The 15,935-nt window shown below is 41.8% G+C and carries 16 protein-coding genes and 1 riboswitch; of the genes, 11 read left to right on the top strand and 5 right to left on the bottom strand.

Features of this window, described 5'->3' with window-relative positions; all coding sequences use genetic code 11:
* The first annotated feature begins 137 nt into the window (after positions 1 to 137).
* The 6 genes from ACWPOD_RS01410 to ACWPOD_RS01385 all read left to right on the top strand — a co-directional run bounded on the left by ACWPOD_RS01410 (position 138) and on the right by ACWPOD_RS01385 (position 6,084).
* On the top strand, positions 138 to 494 hold the full coding sequence (locus ACWPOD_RS01410) for a diacylglycerol kinase (RefSeq protein WP_150916971.1): 357 nt from the start codon (positions 138 to 140) through the stop codon (positions 492 to 494).
* 22 nt (positions 495 to 516) lie between these two features.
* Positions 517 to 2,172: a phosphoethanolamine transferase gene (locus tag ACWPOD_RS01405; protein ID WP_301609553.1), complete on the top strand. Its 1,656-nt coding sequence runs from the start codon at positions 517 to 519 to the stop codon at positions 2,170 to 2,172.
* Positions 2,173 to 2,295: 123 nt separating this feature from the next.
* Entirely contained in the window at positions 2,296 to 3,228 is a 933-nt protein-coding gene (locus ACWPOD_RS01400) for a Gfo/Idh/MocA family protein (protein WP_456231458.1), read from the top strand.
* 217 nt (positions 3,229 to 3,445) lie between these two features.
* Positions 3,446 to 3,877 (top strand): YccF domain-containing protein, encoded by a 432-nt coding sequence (locus ACWPOD_RS01395; protein ID WP_005373685.1) that lies wholly within the window; start codon positions 3,446 to 3,448, stop codon positions 3,875 to 3,877.
* Between the two features lie 632 nt (positions 3,878 to 4,509).
* Entirely contained in the window at positions 4,510 to 4,848 is a 339-nt protein-coding gene (locus tag ACWPOD_RS01390; protein ID WP_006741201.1) for a hypothetical protein, read from the top strand.
* 387 nt (positions 4,849 to 5,235) lie between these two features.
* The gene (locus ACWPOD_RS01385) at positions 5,236 to 6,084 is read left to right on the top strand and encodes a patatin-like phospholipase family protein (protein ID WP_456231457.1); all 849 of its coding nucleotides are present in this window, start codon (positions 5,236 to 5,238) and stop codon (positions 6,082 to 6,084) included.
* A gap of 143 nt (positions 6,085 to 6,227) precedes the next feature.
* On the opposite strand, the gene ACWPOD_RS01380 is transcribed toward ACWPOD_RS01385, so the two are convergent.
* Positions 6,228 to 7,076, bottom strand: a complete 849-nt coding sequence (locus ACWPOD_RS01380) for a pirin family protein (protein ID WP_258627052.1) — start codon at positions 7,074 to 7,076, stop codon at positions 6,228 to 6,230.
* A 391-nt stretch (positions 7,077 to 7,467) separates the two neighbouring features.
* On the opposite strand from ACWPOD_RS01380, the gene cspE reads away from it, so the two are divergent.
* From cspE to ACWPOD_RS01355, 5 genes are all read left to right on the top strand, one after another.
* Positions 7,468 to 7,677, top strand: coding sequence for a transcription antiterminator/RNA stability regulator CspE (gene cspE / locus ACWPOD_RS01375; protein ID WP_005396336.1), 210 nt, complete (start codon positions 7,468 to 7,470; stop codon positions 7,675 to 7,677).
* 240 nt (positions 7,678 to 7,917) lie between these two features.
* Positions 7,918 to 8,127 (top strand): hypothetical protein, encoded by a 210-nt coding sequence (locus tag ACWPOD_RS01370; RefSeq protein ID WP_053807947.1) that lies wholly within the window; start codon positions 7,918 to 7,920, stop codon positions 8,125 to 8,127.
* A 50-nt stretch (positions 8,128 to 8,177) separates the two neighbouring features.
* Positions 8,178 to 8,318: a PA3496 family putative envelope integrity protein gene (locus ACWPOD_RS01365; RefSeq protein WP_005396335.1), complete on the top strand. Its 141-nt coding sequence runs from the start codon at positions 8,178 to 8,180 to the stop codon at positions 8,316 to 8,318.
* A 250-nt stretch (positions 8,319 to 8,568) separates the two neighbouring features.
* Positions 8,569 to 8,668: riboswitch (purine riboswitch) on the top strand.
* An 89-nt stretch (positions 8,669 to 8,757) separates the two neighbouring features.
* Positions 8,758 to 9,771, top strand: coding sequence for an adenosine deaminase (locus tag ACWPOD_RS01360; protein ID WP_456231456.1), 1,014 nt, complete (start codon positions 8,758 to 8,760; stop codon positions 9,769 to 9,771).
* Between the two features lie 129 nt (positions 9,772 to 9,900).
* Positions 9,901 to 10,374 (top strand): redoxin family protein, encoded by a 474-nt coding sequence (locus ACWPOD_RS01355; RefSeq protein ID WP_456231455.1) that lies wholly within the window; start codon positions 9,901 to 9,903, stop codon positions 10,372 to 10,374.
* Between the two features lie 57 nt (positions 10,375 to 10,431).
* Here the strand turns inward: ACWPOD_RS01355 and ACWPOD_RS01350 are convergent, their stop codons facing one another.
* The 4 genes from ACWPOD_RS01350 to yghU form a co-directional block, all read right to left on the bottom strand.
* A complete protein-coding gene (locus ACWPOD_RS01350; protein ID WP_456231454.1) occupies positions 10,432 to 11,712 on the bottom strand; it encodes a S1 family peptidase in 1,281 nt (426 codons plus the stop codon).
* A gap of 234 nt (positions 11,713 to 11,946) precedes the next feature.
* A complete protein-coding gene (locus ACWPOD_RS01345) occupies positions 11,947 to 12,354 on the bottom strand; it encodes an SPOR domain-containing protein (RefSeq protein WP_006741205.1) in 408 nt (135 codons plus the stop codon).
* 214 nt (positions 12,355 to 12,568) lie between these two features.
* Entirely contained in the window at positions 12,569 to 13,738 is a 1,170-nt protein-coding gene (locus ACWPOD_RS01340) for a D-alanyl-D-alanine carboxypeptidase family protein (RefSeq protein WP_134646426.1), read from the bottom strand.
* A 1,210-nt stretch (positions 13,739 to 14,948) separates the two neighbouring features.
* On the bottom strand, positions 14,949 to 15,806 hold the full coding sequence (gene yghU, locus ACWPOD_RS01335; protein WP_053807951.1) for a glutathione-dependent disulfide-bond oxidoreductase: 858 nt from the start codon (positions 15,804 to 15,806) through the stop codon (positions 14,949 to 14,951).
* Positions 15,807 to 15,935 lie beyond the last annotated feature (129 nt).

Raw genomic sequence — 15,935 nt, 5'->3', positions numbered from 1 at the left:
TCTTTTTTCTTATTCAAACCCTATATCGTTGTGTGATGAACGCCATTCACAAATGTTTCACGCAAGAACGATTAGTCTCTTTTCATCGTTTGGATAGATGCACAATTTAAATTATTAAGCTGTAGTAAGGTCATATTTTGAAGCCAGGTAAAACAGGTCTACGCCGTGTCATGGATGCGACCGGCTATTCATTTCAGGGATTGAAAGCCGCATGGAAATACGAAGCCGCCTTCAGACAAGAATTGATTCTAGCCTTAGTGCTTTCCGTCTGTGCTTTTTTCCTTCCAGTCACCACATTTGAAAGAGTACTGATGATCAGTAGCCTGTTATTGGTCCTGATCGTCGAACTTATTAATTCCGCCATAGAAGCGGTTGTCGACCGTGTTAGCGATGACTGGCACGAGCTCAGTGGTAGAGCCAAAGATATCGGCTCGGCTGCAGTATTTGTTGCGCTCACTCTTGCCCTTTTTATTTGGGCTTCGTTCTTGCTCTGATTTTGATTCAAGACATTTACTTATGAAGACACATAATTTGCAACAGAAAGGTATCTCGTACGTTACCTTTACTTTCTTGTTGGCACTCTATTTCGCGCTGGTTGTAAACATTCCTATTTACAAAGAGCTGAATGGTATTTTTTCAAGCCTAGATAATGTCAAAATTGGTTTTATTATTACGATACCCATTTTCTTTCTTGCCGCGCTCAATTTCCTTTTTAACTTATTTAGTTGGCCTTGGGTTGGAAAGCCATTCTTTATTATTTTGCTCATAATTTCGAGTATGGTGAGCTACGCAAGTTACAACTATGGCACGCTTTTCGATTCTGGAATGATTGCTAATATTGCTGAAACCGATTCGAGCGAGGCAAGCTCTTACCTGAGTACTTATTCTGTAATCTGGACGCTACTTATGGGGGGCGTCCCTGCGATGATTGTCTATAAGGTCAAGTTGCAATCTCAGCGCCACCAATTGCTGTATTTTTCTCTCACGAAGTTGGTGTCGATGTTGTCATCTCTTGCAGTAATTGCTGTTATTGCCAGTGTTTACTACCAAGACTATGCATCTGTCGGTCGCAATAACAGCTATCTGAAAAAAATCATTATTCCCACTCAATTCGTTTACAGCGCGACTGGGTATGTAAAGGAGAAATACTTCACCACGCCAGAACCGTACCGCGAGATTGGAATCGATGCAAAGCAGTCAGATAGCGCAGTAAAGCAAGCACAGAACAAGCCGACACTACTGGTGTTTGTTGTCGGAGAAACCGCTCGAACGCAGAACTACCAACTCAATGGCTATAAGCGAGAGACAAACCCTTACACCAGTAAGCTGGATGTGATTTCATTTCAAGAGGTTGCGTCTTGTGGCACTGCAACTGCAGTATCTGTGCCTTGCATGTTTTCTCAGCTCACGCGAAGCAAGTTTGAACGGACCAAGGCAGATAACCAAGATAATGCTCTCGACATCATGCAGCGCGCTGGAGTTGACCTAATCTGGAAAGAAAATGATGGCGGAGACAAAGAAGTCGCCCACAAGATCAAGAAAATTGAAGTGAACCGAAAGCAAGCAAGTCCTCTGTGTAACGGTCAAACCTGTTACGATATGGCGCTGTTAGATCACTTTGATCAAGAAGTTGCGGATATGCACGGCAATCGCGTTGTCGCCATGCATCTTATAGGAAGCCATGGTCCTACCTACTTCCAGCGTTATCCTAGAGACAAAGCGTTTTTCAAACCAGACTGCCCACGTGCAGATATAGAAAACTGTAGCGTCGAACAAATCGTGAATACGTACGACAATACGATACGCTACACTGATCTTGTGTTGGCAGAAACCATCAACAAACTCAAAGCATTAGAGTCTCAATATAATACCGCTCTCATCTACGTATCGGATCATGGTGAATCATTAGGCGAAAACGGATTGTTCTTACATGGCATGCCTTACGGCCTTGCACCAGACTTCCAAAAACGTGTTCCTTTGCTCATGTGGCTATCTTCCGGCTTTAAGCAAGTGAAACAAATCAACACCGACTGTTTGTCGAATGAAGCGCAAAAGGCAGGACAGTACTCACATGATAACGTGTTCCACTCTTTATTAGGCATTATGGATGTACAAACCCAAGCCTACGACGGCAAGTTAGATATATTCAAAGACTGCCGCACGACTTCCTAAGTGGACCAATAAAGCCTGACTCAAAATGTGAGTCAGGCTCTTTTCTAACAAGGCATTTAAACTCATCAGCTTGCCAAGCGTTATACTACAACCTGCCATCCATACATCGAAATAAGGACTAGGATGAAAATTGGTATTATTGGTTTAGGCGATATTGCTCAGAAAGCATACCTTCCCGTTATCACTCAGCTTCCAAATATCGAACTTGTATTTTGTACCCGCAACGCAAATGCACTTGAGAGTCTGGCTACGCAATATCGAATCTCAGAGACCTGTCAAGACTACCAGCAGCTTCTGCACTTTGGCGTAGATGCTGTCATGATTCATGCGGCAACAAGCGTACATCCTCAAATCGCAGCATTCTTTTTGCAGAATGGAATCCCAACCTTTGTCGACAAACCATTAGCGGACAATGCTGATGACGTGGAAAAACTGTACGATATTGCCGAAAAAGAAAAACAACCACTTTATGTGGGCTTCAACCGACGTCATATTCCGCTTTACAACCAACACATGCCAGAAGTACAGCAAGGCAACATTTCTGACCTAAAATCGCTACGCTGGGAAAAGAACCGCCACCAACTACCAGGCGATATTCGTACCTTTATATTTGATGATTTTATTCACCCATTAGACAGTATTAACGTGACAGCCAAAAACGATTTAAAAGAGGCTTACATAACGCATCAGCTTGAGGGTGACCAATTGGCGCGTTTAGATATTCAGTGGCAACACGGAGATACTTTACTCCACGCTTCGATGAATCGTCACTTCGGTGTGACTGTGGAGCGCGTTCAAGCTTGTTATGCTAACAAAGCAGTGGAATTCGACTCTTTCGTTGAAGGGAAACGATGGCAAGCGAACCAAGAGCAAAAAATCAATTTGAAAGATTGGACGCCAATGCTGACGAGCAAAGGTTTTCATGCGATGTTGTTCGACTGGTTTAGCGTCGTTGAATCTGGAAAAATCGCTAGTGAAGTAGTGAAACGCAACATTGCTAGCCATCAGTTAGCAGAGCAAATTTGTCAATATATCGAGAAAGTTACCTCTAGGTAGCTTAATTCTTGGCTATGTGCTTAATCGAGTATTACGCTCTATACTAAAACAAACGTAGCTTCAGAGAGTCATTCATTCTCTGTTAATACTTATGCGGCTATTCTATCAAGCAAGTGAATGAGGGAACGGATCACGTTTATTAACGGAGTGGTTCTAGTTTTACATTACTATACCCTCAGGAACCTGCATCGTCATATTCAAGAGTAAAGGAAATAGAATGAGAACACTCGGTAACATCATTTGGTTTGTATTTGGTGGCGTATTTATGGGGTTGCTATGGTGGTTTTTCGGTATCTTAGCCTTTATTAGCATCATCGGAATACCTTGGGGGCGTGCGTGTATCGTTATGGGTAATTTTTCCTTTTTCCCATTCGGAAAAGAAGCCATTTCACGCGATGAATTGACCAATGAAATGGACATTGGTACGAGCCCTCTAGGCGTTATCGGCAACGTCCTTTGGTTTGTCTTTGCAGGTCTTTGGTTAGCAATCGGTCACGTACTTTCCGCCGCAGCGTGTTTTGTAACCATCATTGGTATTCCGTTTGCACTCCAACACCTGAAGCTTGCGGTTATTTCACTCGCACCAATTGGTAAAACGGTTGTGTCGTCAGAAGAAGCTGCAATGGCTCGGTACAATATCAACCGCTAACAAACAGCCAATATACTTTCTATCCTCTGGGCAATCGTGCTCAGAGGGCAACTCCCGTCAAAAGTAAGCCTATTATCGCTATCGCATATTCAATAATGGTTGATTGTATATCCATACCGTCACCTTTAAGTTGAAGTTCACCCTAGCTCTGTACTACTTTACTTTTTTATTAATCAATGGATTAGCTTAACCCTCCAAGCTCACCCACGCTCAAAAATCAGTATTATTTCCGCTCATCTAAATTGAGTTCATTTACGAAAAGTCGAACTATAAGCATAGTTGATATTAATGATTTTTGACGATAAATAACTCACACCAATCCAGCGATAGTTCCAGCGTTTACTTTTTCTCAGTAAACGCAAGCCGTTACGAAAGCGGGTTTCTTCCCGATCAAAGCCACCACTTCGCATCACTATCGCTTTTCTTTAAAGGCAACAAATATTCGTTGTTATCTTGAGTAAATTATTTTGTTTGTCGCATTTAAGTTCAATCAATATTATTCGCGACATCAGAGAAATAGACCATTGAGCTCCTTAGCATTTATCACAGACATAGAACGTAAAGCCCCTTTTTTGCTCGTTTTTCTTTTTACAAATGTTCTAACTCAACGTCTATTCAGACAGGAATACACCGTGGATAAATATCAAGCTGCTTATGCCAAACGTCTAGAGAAGTTAAAGGGTAATCAATCTCCAAAAACGATAGCCCGTCTTTCGGCTTGGGAGGCATTTCTTAACAAAGAGTACGAACTCCAAGACTTAGAATACCAACTATCAGACGCAGCACACCTACACTATGAACAATCTCATGTGAAAAATGATATTTCTTTTAAGGCGTTCAAGCGGGCGTTCTATAACGAATCCATCAAAATCTACAACCTAACCGATGGCGCCTCTATACAGAAAGTATTCACTCCGCTGCTCGCATTAACGACAGTTTGGGTGCTATTTATCTGCTTTTTTGACAAGTGATCATCACTTTTATTAGAACAATAAACTTAGGGCGCTTGCATCATGATTCAAAACGATAACCAGACGCACAACGCCCCACTTAAATATAAAAAAGGAGTTTGATCTTGTATGTCTAAGATGACACTTCTTTTAATTACAACAACGATCAGTATCGGAATTACAGGCGCCGCTTTCTGTGTGGGAGTGACATATTTATTCAGTGCGCTTTCACTAAATGAGCTGCTCAATAACCTGTAACTCCCTAGGCTTAATATAAAAAGGGCATCCATCGATGCCCTTTTCTTTTACTTAAGGAGATGCCCTAGCACTTAGGACCACTTGGGTATAAAACCGTTATGCGTTAAGCTGCATTCTATTCATCCAATAGGTAAAGAACGGAACACAGTGATGGAACAAGTAGGAGAGCGTGCGTTGATTGTCGAAGGTGGTGCGATGCGAGGTGTATTTTCTTGCGGCATACTCGATCATTTTCTCGCTAACGATTTCTCTCCATTTGATAGCTTTTGGGGCGTATCGGCGGGCGCAAGTAACTTGGCGGCGTATTTAGCTAAAATGCCCGGGCGCAACTTAAAAATCTATCTCGATTACAGTTTAAGGAAAGAATTCATCTCACCATCTCAGATTCTACGTGGTGGTGATATGATGAACTTAGATTGGATGTGGGACGTCACTCTCGAAGAGCTTGGCATCGACAAGTCCACACTAAAAGCGGATTCGAGACCTTTCTTTTTAGGCGTAACACGTCAAGACAATGGCCAAGCCGAGTACCATACTCCTAATGTCGACGAGCTCGCAGAAACAATGAAAGCCAGCAGCGCACTTCCCGTACTTTACCGAAATGGTGTCTTACTGAACGGTACCCGATACGTTGATGGTGGGGTTTCTGATGCACTTCCTGTCGCAGAAGCAATAAAGCGAGGAGCCAAAAAGATTATGGTTTTACGCAGTCAACCCTCCAGCTATCAAAAGCCGAAAGGAAAGTTCAGCGCACTAACCAAACGGATGTTGAAAGAAACGCCAGGATTAATTGAGCCGATGTTGACGCGTGAAGTTCGCTACAATCAAACTTTAGCACTGATCGACAATCCACCATTGGGAGTCGAAATCATCCAAGTTTGTCCTCCTGAATCATTTAAATTAAAACGATTGAGTCGCTCGCCAGCACCATTGCGTCAAGCTTATGAGTTAGGTATTGAAGCAGGAAAAGAAGCCATCATGCGATGGAATCAGAAGTAGAAAAAAGCCACGTGGATTAGACGTGGCTAACGCAAATTCGATGGCAGTGGATTATCGTATTTGCTTCTGGTCGAGCCCAATGGTCAGGCTCAAAACTGTTGATAACTGCGCTACTCACAGAAAAGGGAATTAGGATATTGATGCTAGTAGGTTTCAAACAATCCTGAATTGTAATCTTGGATTGCTTGTTCTATTTCTTCCATGCTATTCATTACAAAAGGGCCATAGTGAACCACTGGTTCATTGATTGGTTCGCCAATAAAAATCAGAGCACCACTCTCCTTTTCGGCTTTTAATTCAACCCATTCACCTTTCGATAGAATCGCCATTTCGCCTTGATTGATCTCACGATCTTTTACCTGAATACGACCTTTATAAACGTAGAGCATCATGTTGTGGTATTGCTCCGTGGTCAAATTCAAAGCGTGACCAACCATCGCTCTCCAATCGGCCACCGTGGCAGCAACACCTGTTTCTGTTAGAGGCCCCTGAATACGTTCGTTGTCTATAGTCAGATGACCAGCAATCAAGCGTACAACGCCCGAGCTTTGAGTTTCGAATTCCGTTATCGTTTCAGGTTGAAAGTCATGATATTGAGCCGGTGACATCTTATTTTTCGCAGGCTGGTTTATCCAAATTTGGAAACCATGCAATTCACCTTCCTGCATAATAGGCATCTCACTATGAATGACGCCTCTTCCTGCCGCCATCCATTGAGCGCCACCAGAACGAAGCTCACCAACATTATCCATGTGGTCACGATGCTGGAAATGACCTTTCAACATATAAGTAAGCGTCTCGATGCCGCGATGCGGATGAGGAGGAAAGCCACCCACATAATCAGCACGGTCGTCAGACTTAAGTTCATCCATCATCAAAAATGGAGAAAAGCTCGCATGATTAAACCCTGCTACTCGACGAATTTTCACTCCGTCACCATCAGCAGTGGGTTGTGATTGAATAAGCTGACGAATTTCTCTGAATGTGCTCATACTATTTCTCCTCGTTTACCTTTGTGGCCGCTTGCAAACCGCATGTTCAGCCATGGCTATCGATATGGTTCTATTTTAGATTGAAGAAAAATAATCATGAGCCTTGCTATTTGAGCTACTTATTCAAATTTTTCGAACAGCCCACTTATCCAAGCTGTCGACATATATTTAAAAATAAGTGTAGCTATTTCCTAAACAAGGTGTATAGTAGGCCTTGGCTCTTAGAAGAGAGCTGTTAATGCAACATTTAGTTTAAGTTTCCTCTCAGTAAAATCTTGAATCCCCCAATTCAGACACCTGCGTACAACTTCCTCTTGATTGAACATTCAATAGCTTAGAAAAGATCCACAAAACAAATTCAAATTTTAATGTTTAATTCAAAGGTATTTTTATGTCTAAAGTAAACGGCTCAGTAAAATGGTTTAACGAAACTAAAGGCTTTGGCTTCCTATCTCAAGACAACGGTGGTCAAGATGTATTCGTACACTTCAACGCTATCGTTTCTGACGGTTTCAAAACACTGACTGAAGGTCAGAAAGTAAGCTTCAACGTAGAGCAAGGTAAAAAAGGTCCTCAAGCGACTGAAGTAACTCCTCTATAAGACTGCTTTTCTTGGTGTAGCATGCCCATGCTGCACCAAATCTCTCTCCTTCAAAAATATTCTCACTTTAATCACTCAGCCTAATATCAGGCATTGCTTTGTGCTACCTAAAATAAATAGGATAGTACTGCTTAATTTATTATTTATAGGAAAAATCATGTCCTCAAAAAGAACAGGCCGTCAAAGGCATTGGTATCAATTACTTAACAAAGACAAAATCACTAAGAAACAGGAGAATAAATGTTAGAAATTGAATTTAATCTAGAACAACCTCACACCTCTTGGAACGCTAAAATACATCAATTAAATGGTGATATTTTACGAAGGCACGTATTACCTAAGCTTCATTCTCATAGCTACATGATCGATTTTGAATATTGTGAGAAAACGCAATCTGGAACTATTCTCTGTGATTCAGGTTCAAAGTTAGGAAGTTTTACTGTTAACTAATTCAGTTTTCATGCATTAATGAATGATGCAACTAATTTGGAAGGTATCCAATGGCTAGAAAAAGTAAGAAGCAAGCAGAAAAAGACAAGAAAGAGTCTGAGCAAAACGCGGCGGCGGTAAAACAAAAAACGCGACGCCGTATAGAAGACATTATGGAACAAAGAGAATTTGACAAGTTATTTGATCTATAAGCTATCCTTGACTCTCTCAATTCTCTCTCTGCTCCATCGTTGTGCAAGGTACCGCCACCTACCTTTGCTCAAACGAAGCCTCACTCTTTTTCCTCACTTCTAACAACACGATAAGCCTCGTGCACGCCCAAAAACCAATTTGCTCCTCTATACCCAAGTGACTTATACGGTTGCCAGTTACTTTTCTTAGAAAAACCCTTCGACTACTGACAACTAGGTTATTTGCGTATAGCCAAATTGAGAATTTTGCGTATAATCGCCTCGTTTGCTTCGTATAACCCCAATGATATGGTTTGGGGGTCTCTACCAGTTCCCGCAAAGTGCTGATTACGAAGAGTTGAGATCATCGTGGGTCTTACTCTTTGTGATAGCGTTCGATTTATTCCTATCTATACCTATTCTTAGAGTAACTGCATCCACAATACACATAAGGTGGAATATGAACGCATTTATTCAAGGTCTTCCAAAAGTAGAGCTGCACTTACATATCGAAGGTTCACTTGAACCAGAACTCTTATTCAAATTAGCGAAACGAAACGGCATCGAGATCCCTTACTCTTCTCCGAGTGAACTGCGCAGCGCGTATCAGTTCGAAGACTTACAGTCATTCCTTGACCTTTATTACCAAGGGGCGGATGTTTTGCGTAAAGAGCAAGACTTTTACGATCTCACTTGGGAATACTTACTGCACTGTAAAGCGGATAACGTTATTCATACCGAAATCTTTTTTGACCCGCAAACGCATACAGAGCGCGGTATTGACTTTGACACCGTTATCCACGGGATCGCCCGCGCCCTACAAGATGGGCACGAGAAGCTCGGCATTACTTCACAAATCATTGCGTGTTTCCTCCGTCACCTTTCAGAAGAAAGCGCCATGAAGACTCTGCAAGCCGTTCTGAAATACCGTGATAAGATCATCGGTGTCGGTCTAGATTCTTCAGAACAAGGCCATCCACCAGCTAAGTTCAAACGAGTATTTAAACAAGCGGTAGAAGCAGGCTTACTGACTGTTGCTCATGCAGGTGAAGAAGGCCCGGCACAAAACATTACCGATGCAATTGAAATGCTTCACGTCAGCCGCGTGGATCATGGTGTTCGCTGTGTTGAGGATGAAGCATTAGTCGAGTCGTTAATTGAAAGCAAAATGCCACTGACGGTATGTCCATTATCGAACCTTAAATTGTGTGTATTTGACGATATGAACGATCACAATATTGTCGAGCTACTGCGCAAAGGGGTCGCTGTGACAATTAATTCGGACGATCCGGTATACTTTGGTGGTTACATGACAGATAACTTTTTAGCCGTCAACAACGCACACCCAATGAGTAAGAATGAACTAGCTCAATTCACAATGAATGCGATTGATGCTAGCTTCATCGATAATGAGTTGAAAGCGAAGTATCGCCATCTCGTTAGTCAATACGTAAGTCAGCATGAAGCGTTGTAATAAAGCCATCAGTGCTACATCTTGGGTCAAACACTTAGGTGCTAAAACCTTACAAAAGCTCTGTGGTTAACCGCATTTATAAGCGCTAGACTGAGAAAGCTAAACTAGCACACAAAAAGGAATAAAATCATGATTCAACAAGGCCAAGCTCTACCAGTTGCGACTCTAAGCGAATTGACTGTCGATGGTATGGTTAACCACGACGTGACTGAGCTGTTTGCAAACAAGAAAGTCGTACTCTTCGCTGTACCTGGCGCATTCACCCCAACGTGCTCGGAAGCTCACCTACCAGGCTATGTGGTATTAGCCGACGAGTTGAAGGCAAAAGGTGTTGATTTAATTGCGTGTGTTTCTGTAAACGATGCATTTGTGATGCAAGCTTGGGGCGAAGCTCAAAACGCTTCAGAAATCCTGATGTTGGGTGATGGCGACGCAAGCTTTACTAAAGCATTAGGTCTTGAAATGGATACCGGCGGCTTTGGTGGTATTCGCTCACAACGCTACGCCATGATCATTGAAAACGGCATTGTGACCAAACTTAACGTTGAAGAACCAAAAGAGTTTGAAGCAAGCAAAGCAGAAACGATTTTAGCGGCGCTTTAAACTAAGAATAACTGTCGCCCCACAAGCTAGTGGGGCGTTCATCTTTTAATGTTTCTCTCACTGTCTTCTTCGAATCCACATTATCAGTAACATAGCGAACAAGTAAGCCTGCTCGGTGGCTCCTCCACTATTGCTTTCATCATTACAACCAAATTCTGTTTCTTCTCCTCCAATATTGATCTGACTCGGATTATCACATTGGCTAGTGTCAGTTACTTCCTCTTCATCACTTGGGCTATCGCTATCTTCGTCTTCTTGAGCTTCATCATCAGAGCTTAATAAAAAATCAGGCTTGGTAACTATATCCTCTGGAGGTTCTGTAGACGTAGTAAATGAATCGATCCAATCTCTAAAGTGAGAAACATTGGTATACCAAGTAGGCAGAGTGATTGAACTACAAACCGTATTTATTATGGGGCTAGCACTAATAATTCCAACTTGATAAAAGCTATTATCATCAATGCTATATATTAACAATGGGCCTCCTGTATCCCCCCCACATGCTCCATTTCCATAAATGTTGTCCCCTCTCGTAATGCTCTTCGTAGGCAATGAACATAACTTTGTGGGATCAACCGGGGATTCAATGTAGATAGGTAGATCTTCCGCAGACTCTAAACGGTTGTAGCAAAGAGAAACTGGGTAATAAGAGACATCAGTTTCTCTAAATTTTGTATTACTTTCACCTATATCTGGGTCGTTATCTCCTCCAGTCCCCCACCCCGCGACCTTGAGGTTCGGCTCTGGCTCTCCAGAGTCCCAATCACTCTCAGGATTTACCAAATCTAACAGCATCTGATCACTATCAGAGTTGCCCAATAATAAGGAACTGACCATTTCATCTGGAAATTCCCTCTCTACATATAGCAGTGCTAAATCATTTTGAAAAGCGGTCGAATCAACTACCGTCAAACCTGATTCGTCAGAGGTTACTGAGTTAATAGGATAATAATCGGGATGAATAACGACATGAGTAACTTTATATATATCTGGTAGCTCAACTCTTTCCAAGTCAGACTTCCCTACAGTCACCGATATTTCTTTTGGTTTTGCTACATCGAAATTGGTGAAGGCATCTTTGTTTTCGTTACCGTCCTCATAACTTGCATCCGAAGCAACTAGGCAATGTGCAGCGGTCAGCACCCAGCGACTGCTGATTATAGTGCCGCCACAAGAGTGGTCTTCGGCGAAAATACTAGCCCTTACTGATGCCATAAAGGAATAGTGAGTTTCGTACTCATCTTGAGTTGGTACGGTATAATTGTCTTCAACAACAATTGCATACGCTGGTATACAAGTGATCAATAAGCTGATTAAAAATCTCCATCTGTTCAACATACTACCCCCTCCCCCTAAGTTTATTGAAACAGAGATAAATGCATGCTGAGCTTCAATTGCACTCACATGCATAGATAAGTGTTCTTAGAGAGTGTAGGTGCTCATTCAACTATTGACTTAATTTCTACCTAAAGTTGAAAATTATGTGATTGCATTCCAATAAATAAGACCCTTAAACGAGGCCCCCTACTTGATTAGATCCTGTTGTAGGGGGCCTAGAGAAGAGCTAAAGGGCTAACGCATTCTCACAACACTCGTTTGTTGCTTACGCTGCATTTCCGCAAAAGTCAGCACAAATGGGGATGATTGCTTTACGCGGCTCGGCAGTGAAGAAAGCGCATTGTAGGCATCCTGTTTCGTTTTAAAATCGCCAACAGTTACCGTATACCAACGCGTGCCTCGGCTGTTTTTCCAGTTAACCCAAACCGGATGCTTAGGATCGATATAACGAATGTAATCTTTCACATCTTTTTCTTGCTTTAGCGCGAGTACCTGCATCGTGTAATGGTTTGGGTTTAAATAACCATACGCATCCTGAGAGGTCATTACTCCAACACATTGGCCACTATCGACCTGCTGCTGGTAAGGCATAGCGCAGCCCATGAGCGATAAAATCAATGTCAAAGATAAAATCTTGTGCACGTGTCACTCCATTTTTGTTCTAGTTTCTTTTCTCTAGCACTCAAAAACACAAAAACGCTTCTAATTAGGCGAAAATAGACCCATACGAGAAGGTTCGATGTTTTAGCGCAACGAGTATTCCAAAAAAGTAAGGCGACCACGTTGGCCGCCTTAGTAAATTGATTTAATAGAACAATAACAAGATAGAGTGATAATGGCAGAAGTTAGCTGTTTTTTAGAGCCAACTCGCGACCAATTGCTTAAACCAGTCTAAAATTCGCTTGAATAAGCTGCCTTCTTCCACCGATTCCAACGCTACAAGTTCGGCTTCATTCACAACTTTACCTTCGACTTTGTAAAGCACTTTACCAACCACTTGTTGCTCAGAAATTGGCGCTACCAAATCGCCATTATATTCAACTTCAGCTTGTAGCTTTTTCACATCCCCTTTTGGTAAAGTGAGATAAACGTCATTGGCAACGCCTACTTTAAGCTCATCTTGTTCTCCCATCCAAATTCGAGCGTTCGCAACTTCCGTTCCTGCCTCGGTTGGCATTACCGTATCGTAAAAGCGGAAGCCATAACTTAACAATTGCTTGCTTTCGGATTCACGGATATTCTCACTTTTCGCTCCCATTACAACAGCAATCAAACGCATATCACCTTGAGTCGCTGAAGTCGCTAGACTATAACCAGCACCGCTCGTATAACCAGTTTTCATGCCATCAACATTCATACTGCGATCACGAAGCAAGCCATTGCGGTTATATTGCGTAATACCGTTGTAGGTAAACGAGGTTTCGCTATACAGTGGGTAGATGTCAGGTAAGTCACGAATAATAGCTTGACCCAACTTGGCAATGTCATAAGGTGTTGAATATAAACCGTCACTGTCTAGACCATGAGGGTTGGTGAAAGCCGTGTTAGTTAATTCAAGCTTAGCAGCCCAACTATTCATCAAGCTTACAAACCCTGATTCACTACCTGCGACATGTTCAGCAATGGCCACACTAGCATCATTACCTGATTGAACAACCAGGCCACGGTATAAGTCAGATAGAGAAACGGAAGTATTGACTTCAATAAACATCTTTGAGGAATCTGGGAAGTTTTTTGCCCAAGCATTTCGGCTAATGACGACCTCATCATCCAAAGTAATATTACCTGCGTTAATTTCTTGACCAGCCACATAAGCCGTCATTAACTTCGTTAAGCTCGCAGGATTTAGCCGTTTATGTGCATCACGTTCAACCAGCACTTTCCCAGTGTGAAAGTCCATCAAAACATAGCCACGAGAACTGAGTTCCGGTGCATTTGGCACAACCGTTGGTGCTGCATAAGCCAACGAAGATACAGCAGCGAACCCTGTAATTAACACTGTGTTTAATATAGTACTTTTTCTCATCATGACATCTTATCTTAGTAGCATTTAAGGCTTACAAACGGTACCCGAATGAATTCAAAGCGCAGGGTTACCTAGGTAAAGAGCGAGTATATTGAAACGGCGCTCAGTTACAGCCACCTTGTTACGATTAGTTACTTTTGCTCAATGTTTGTCGAGAATAATGAGAGGTAGGTAGAGCTTTCGTCTAGAAAGATGAGACAAGAGGCGAGAAATCATGCCGTTATGCTATGTAATTAGTGTTAAGAGAAAAAACCGTACAAGCCAGATCTAAAACTAAGCTTGTACGGGAACAGATAGCTAAAAATTTTATCACTATCTAACTAGGGGCAACTAAGAAAATCTACAATTCAACTAATAATCCGAACTAATAATCCGAACTAATAATTTACTAATCAATACTTCATCTCGGTCATAACAACATAATAATTTATTGTCAGAATTTCAGATAAAAATAAAAATAAAATTTATATATAACCTAAATATTATCTATTACTAAACAGGAGAAAAGTATAATTTCCCTTTCTTAAAACTAAGGGAGGCTTTTTTCGATGCCTTTGAGTTTGTATCGTCATCAGTAAACTGAGTGTAACAATGAGGGATAAGGCATCCGGCTTTAGCACGAAAAGATAAGCCACTGTTATTTAAGTTCACTCTCTGCTTTTTTATCACTAAAGACTTTAAATTTCGGTTACCTTCAGTTTGTATAGCAATTCTTTCACGTACCCCAACCCAGTACGAATCAAACGACGACATTATACATATCCTCTTTCATGGTATAAGCAGTTGTAATTAAACATTGCTCAAAGCTAGATGTAGAATTCAGTAAATTATTTAAATTTTATTTATCTATAAATTTTGATTTAAATAGATTAACCCGCACATTCCACACAAAATAAAAGGTTATGTCAAAGATTAATTATCATTAAGTTTATTTATATTAGATATAAAATTAAGTTATAAATTTAAGGTTATCTAAAGTATAAATTTTTAGAATGTCATCAGCTAATAGTTAATAGAAATGCAGAGGGCTTGTTGAGTATGAAAACGACAAATAGAAGCAAAGAACCATCTATAGATTGAATAATCTTCAACGGGGTTACAATTCAAATAAAAGTAGCGCATCTAGTAAGATGCGCTATGGATTTGATCAGTTTTGGAGTATGAGTTCGGATGAAAACAAACTTACTTGAAGTGACTGAGCCAAGTTTGCTTATGGTTTAAGCTTCAATACCTTATCAATATCTTCTGCGCTGTGACGTTCAGGTAACTGCTCCCACTCTTCTCCCCATGAGCGATTCACAATACGACCACGCTGGACAGCTTCTCGCTCATCAATCGCTTTCGCCCAACGCACAACGTTTTTATAGCTTTCTACGTCTAAGAATTCAGCCGCATCGTAAGCACGACCCAGTACAAGGTTGCCGTACCATGGCCATGTTGCGATATCAGCGATACTGTAATCATCGCCACCTAGGAATTCATTGTTTGCGAGGCGCTTGTCTAATACATCTAACTGACGTTTTGCTTCCATTGTAAAACGGTTGATTGGGTACTCGAACTTCTCTGGTGCGTACGCGTAGAAGTGACCAAAACCACCGCCTAGGTATGGCGCAGAACCTTGCAGCCAGAACAACCAGTTCATCACTTCAGCACGCTTTGCGCCCTCTTTTGGTAGAAAGTGACCAAACTTCTCTGCTAGGTAGAATAGGATGTTACCTGATTCAAACACGTTCACTGGCTCAGAACCTGAACGGTCAACTAGGGCCGGAATTTTCGAGTTCGGGTTCACAGCAACAAAACCAGAACCAAACTGGTCGCCGTCACCAATCTTGATCAGGTATGCATCATATTCTGCTTCTTTTACGCCTGCCGCCAGAAGCTCTTCAAACATGATCGTTACTTTCTGGCCGTTTGGAGTCCCCATGGAATAAAGTTGGAATGGGTGTTCCCCAACAGGCAATTCTTGCTCATGACGAGCGCCTGAGTCCGGGCGGTTAATGCTCGCCCACTGGCCACCGTTTTCGTTATCGTTTGTCCAAACTTTTGGTGGAATGTATTCGTTAGCCATTGTTATCCCTTATTGTGTTTGAATGCATTATCAAACTGGCAAACTCAGTGCGCCAGCAAGCATGATGAAGTAACCCACCGCATTCGATAAATGGGCATACCCAAGATATTAGGCCGGAATCTTCAAATA

The sequence above is a fragment of the Vibrio sp. JZG120 genome (assembly GCF_053890955.1).
Note: the sequence above shows the minus strand (reverse complement) of the source record. Positions and strands in the feature narration are given on the sequence as shown.

Coding starts and splice junctions, on each gene's coding strand:
- ACWPOD_RS01405 (WP_301609553.1), top strand. CDS start 517: ATGAAGACACATAATTTGCAACAGAAAGGTATCTCGTACGTTACCTTT.
- ACWPOD_RS01400 (WP_456231458.1), top strand. CDS start 2,296: ATGAAAATTGGTATTATTGGTTTAGGCGATATTGCTCAGAAAGCATAC.
- ACWPOD_RS01395 (WP_005373685.1), top strand. CDS start 3,446: ATGAGAACACTCGGTAACATCATTTGGTTTGTATTTGGTGGCGTATTT.
- ACWPOD_RS01385 (WP_456231457.1), top strand. CDS start 5,236: ATGGAACAAGTAGGAGAGCGTGCGTTGATTGTCGAAGGTGGTGCGATG.
- ACWPOD_RS01380 (WP_258627052.1), bottom strand. CDS start 7,076: ATGAGCACATTCAGAGAAATTCGTCAGCTTATTCAATCACAACCCACT.
- cspE (WP_005396336.1), top strand. CDS start 7,468: ATGTCTAAAGTAAACGGCTCAGTAAAATGGTTTAACGAAACTAAAGGC.
- ACWPOD_RS01370 (WP_053807947.1), top strand. CDS start 7,918: ATGTTAGAAATTGAATTTAATCTAGAACAACCTCACACCTCTTGGAAC.
- ACWPOD_RS01365 (WP_005396335.1), top strand. CDS start 8,178: ATGGCTAGAAAAAGTAAGAAGCAAGCAGAAAAAGACAAGAAAGAGTCT.
- ACWPOD_RS01360 (WP_456231456.1), top strand. CDS start 8,758: ATGAACGCATTTATTCAAGGTCTTCCAAAAGTAGAGCTGCACTTACAT.
- ACWPOD_RS01355 (WP_456231455.1), top strand. CDS start 9,901: ATGATTCAACAAGGCCAAGCTCTACCAGTTGCGACTCTAAGCGAATTG.
- ACWPOD_RS01350 (WP_456231454.1), bottom strand. CDS start 11,712: ATGTTGAACAGATGGAGATTTTTAATCAGCTTATTGATCACTTGTATA.
- ACWPOD_RS01340 (WP_134646426.1), bottom strand. CDS start 13,738: ATGAGAAAAAGTACTATATTAAACACAGTGTTAATTACAGGGTTCGCT.
- yghU (WP_053807951.1), bottom strand. CDS start 15,806: ATGGCTAACGAATACATTCCACCAAAAGTTTGGACAAACGATAACGAA.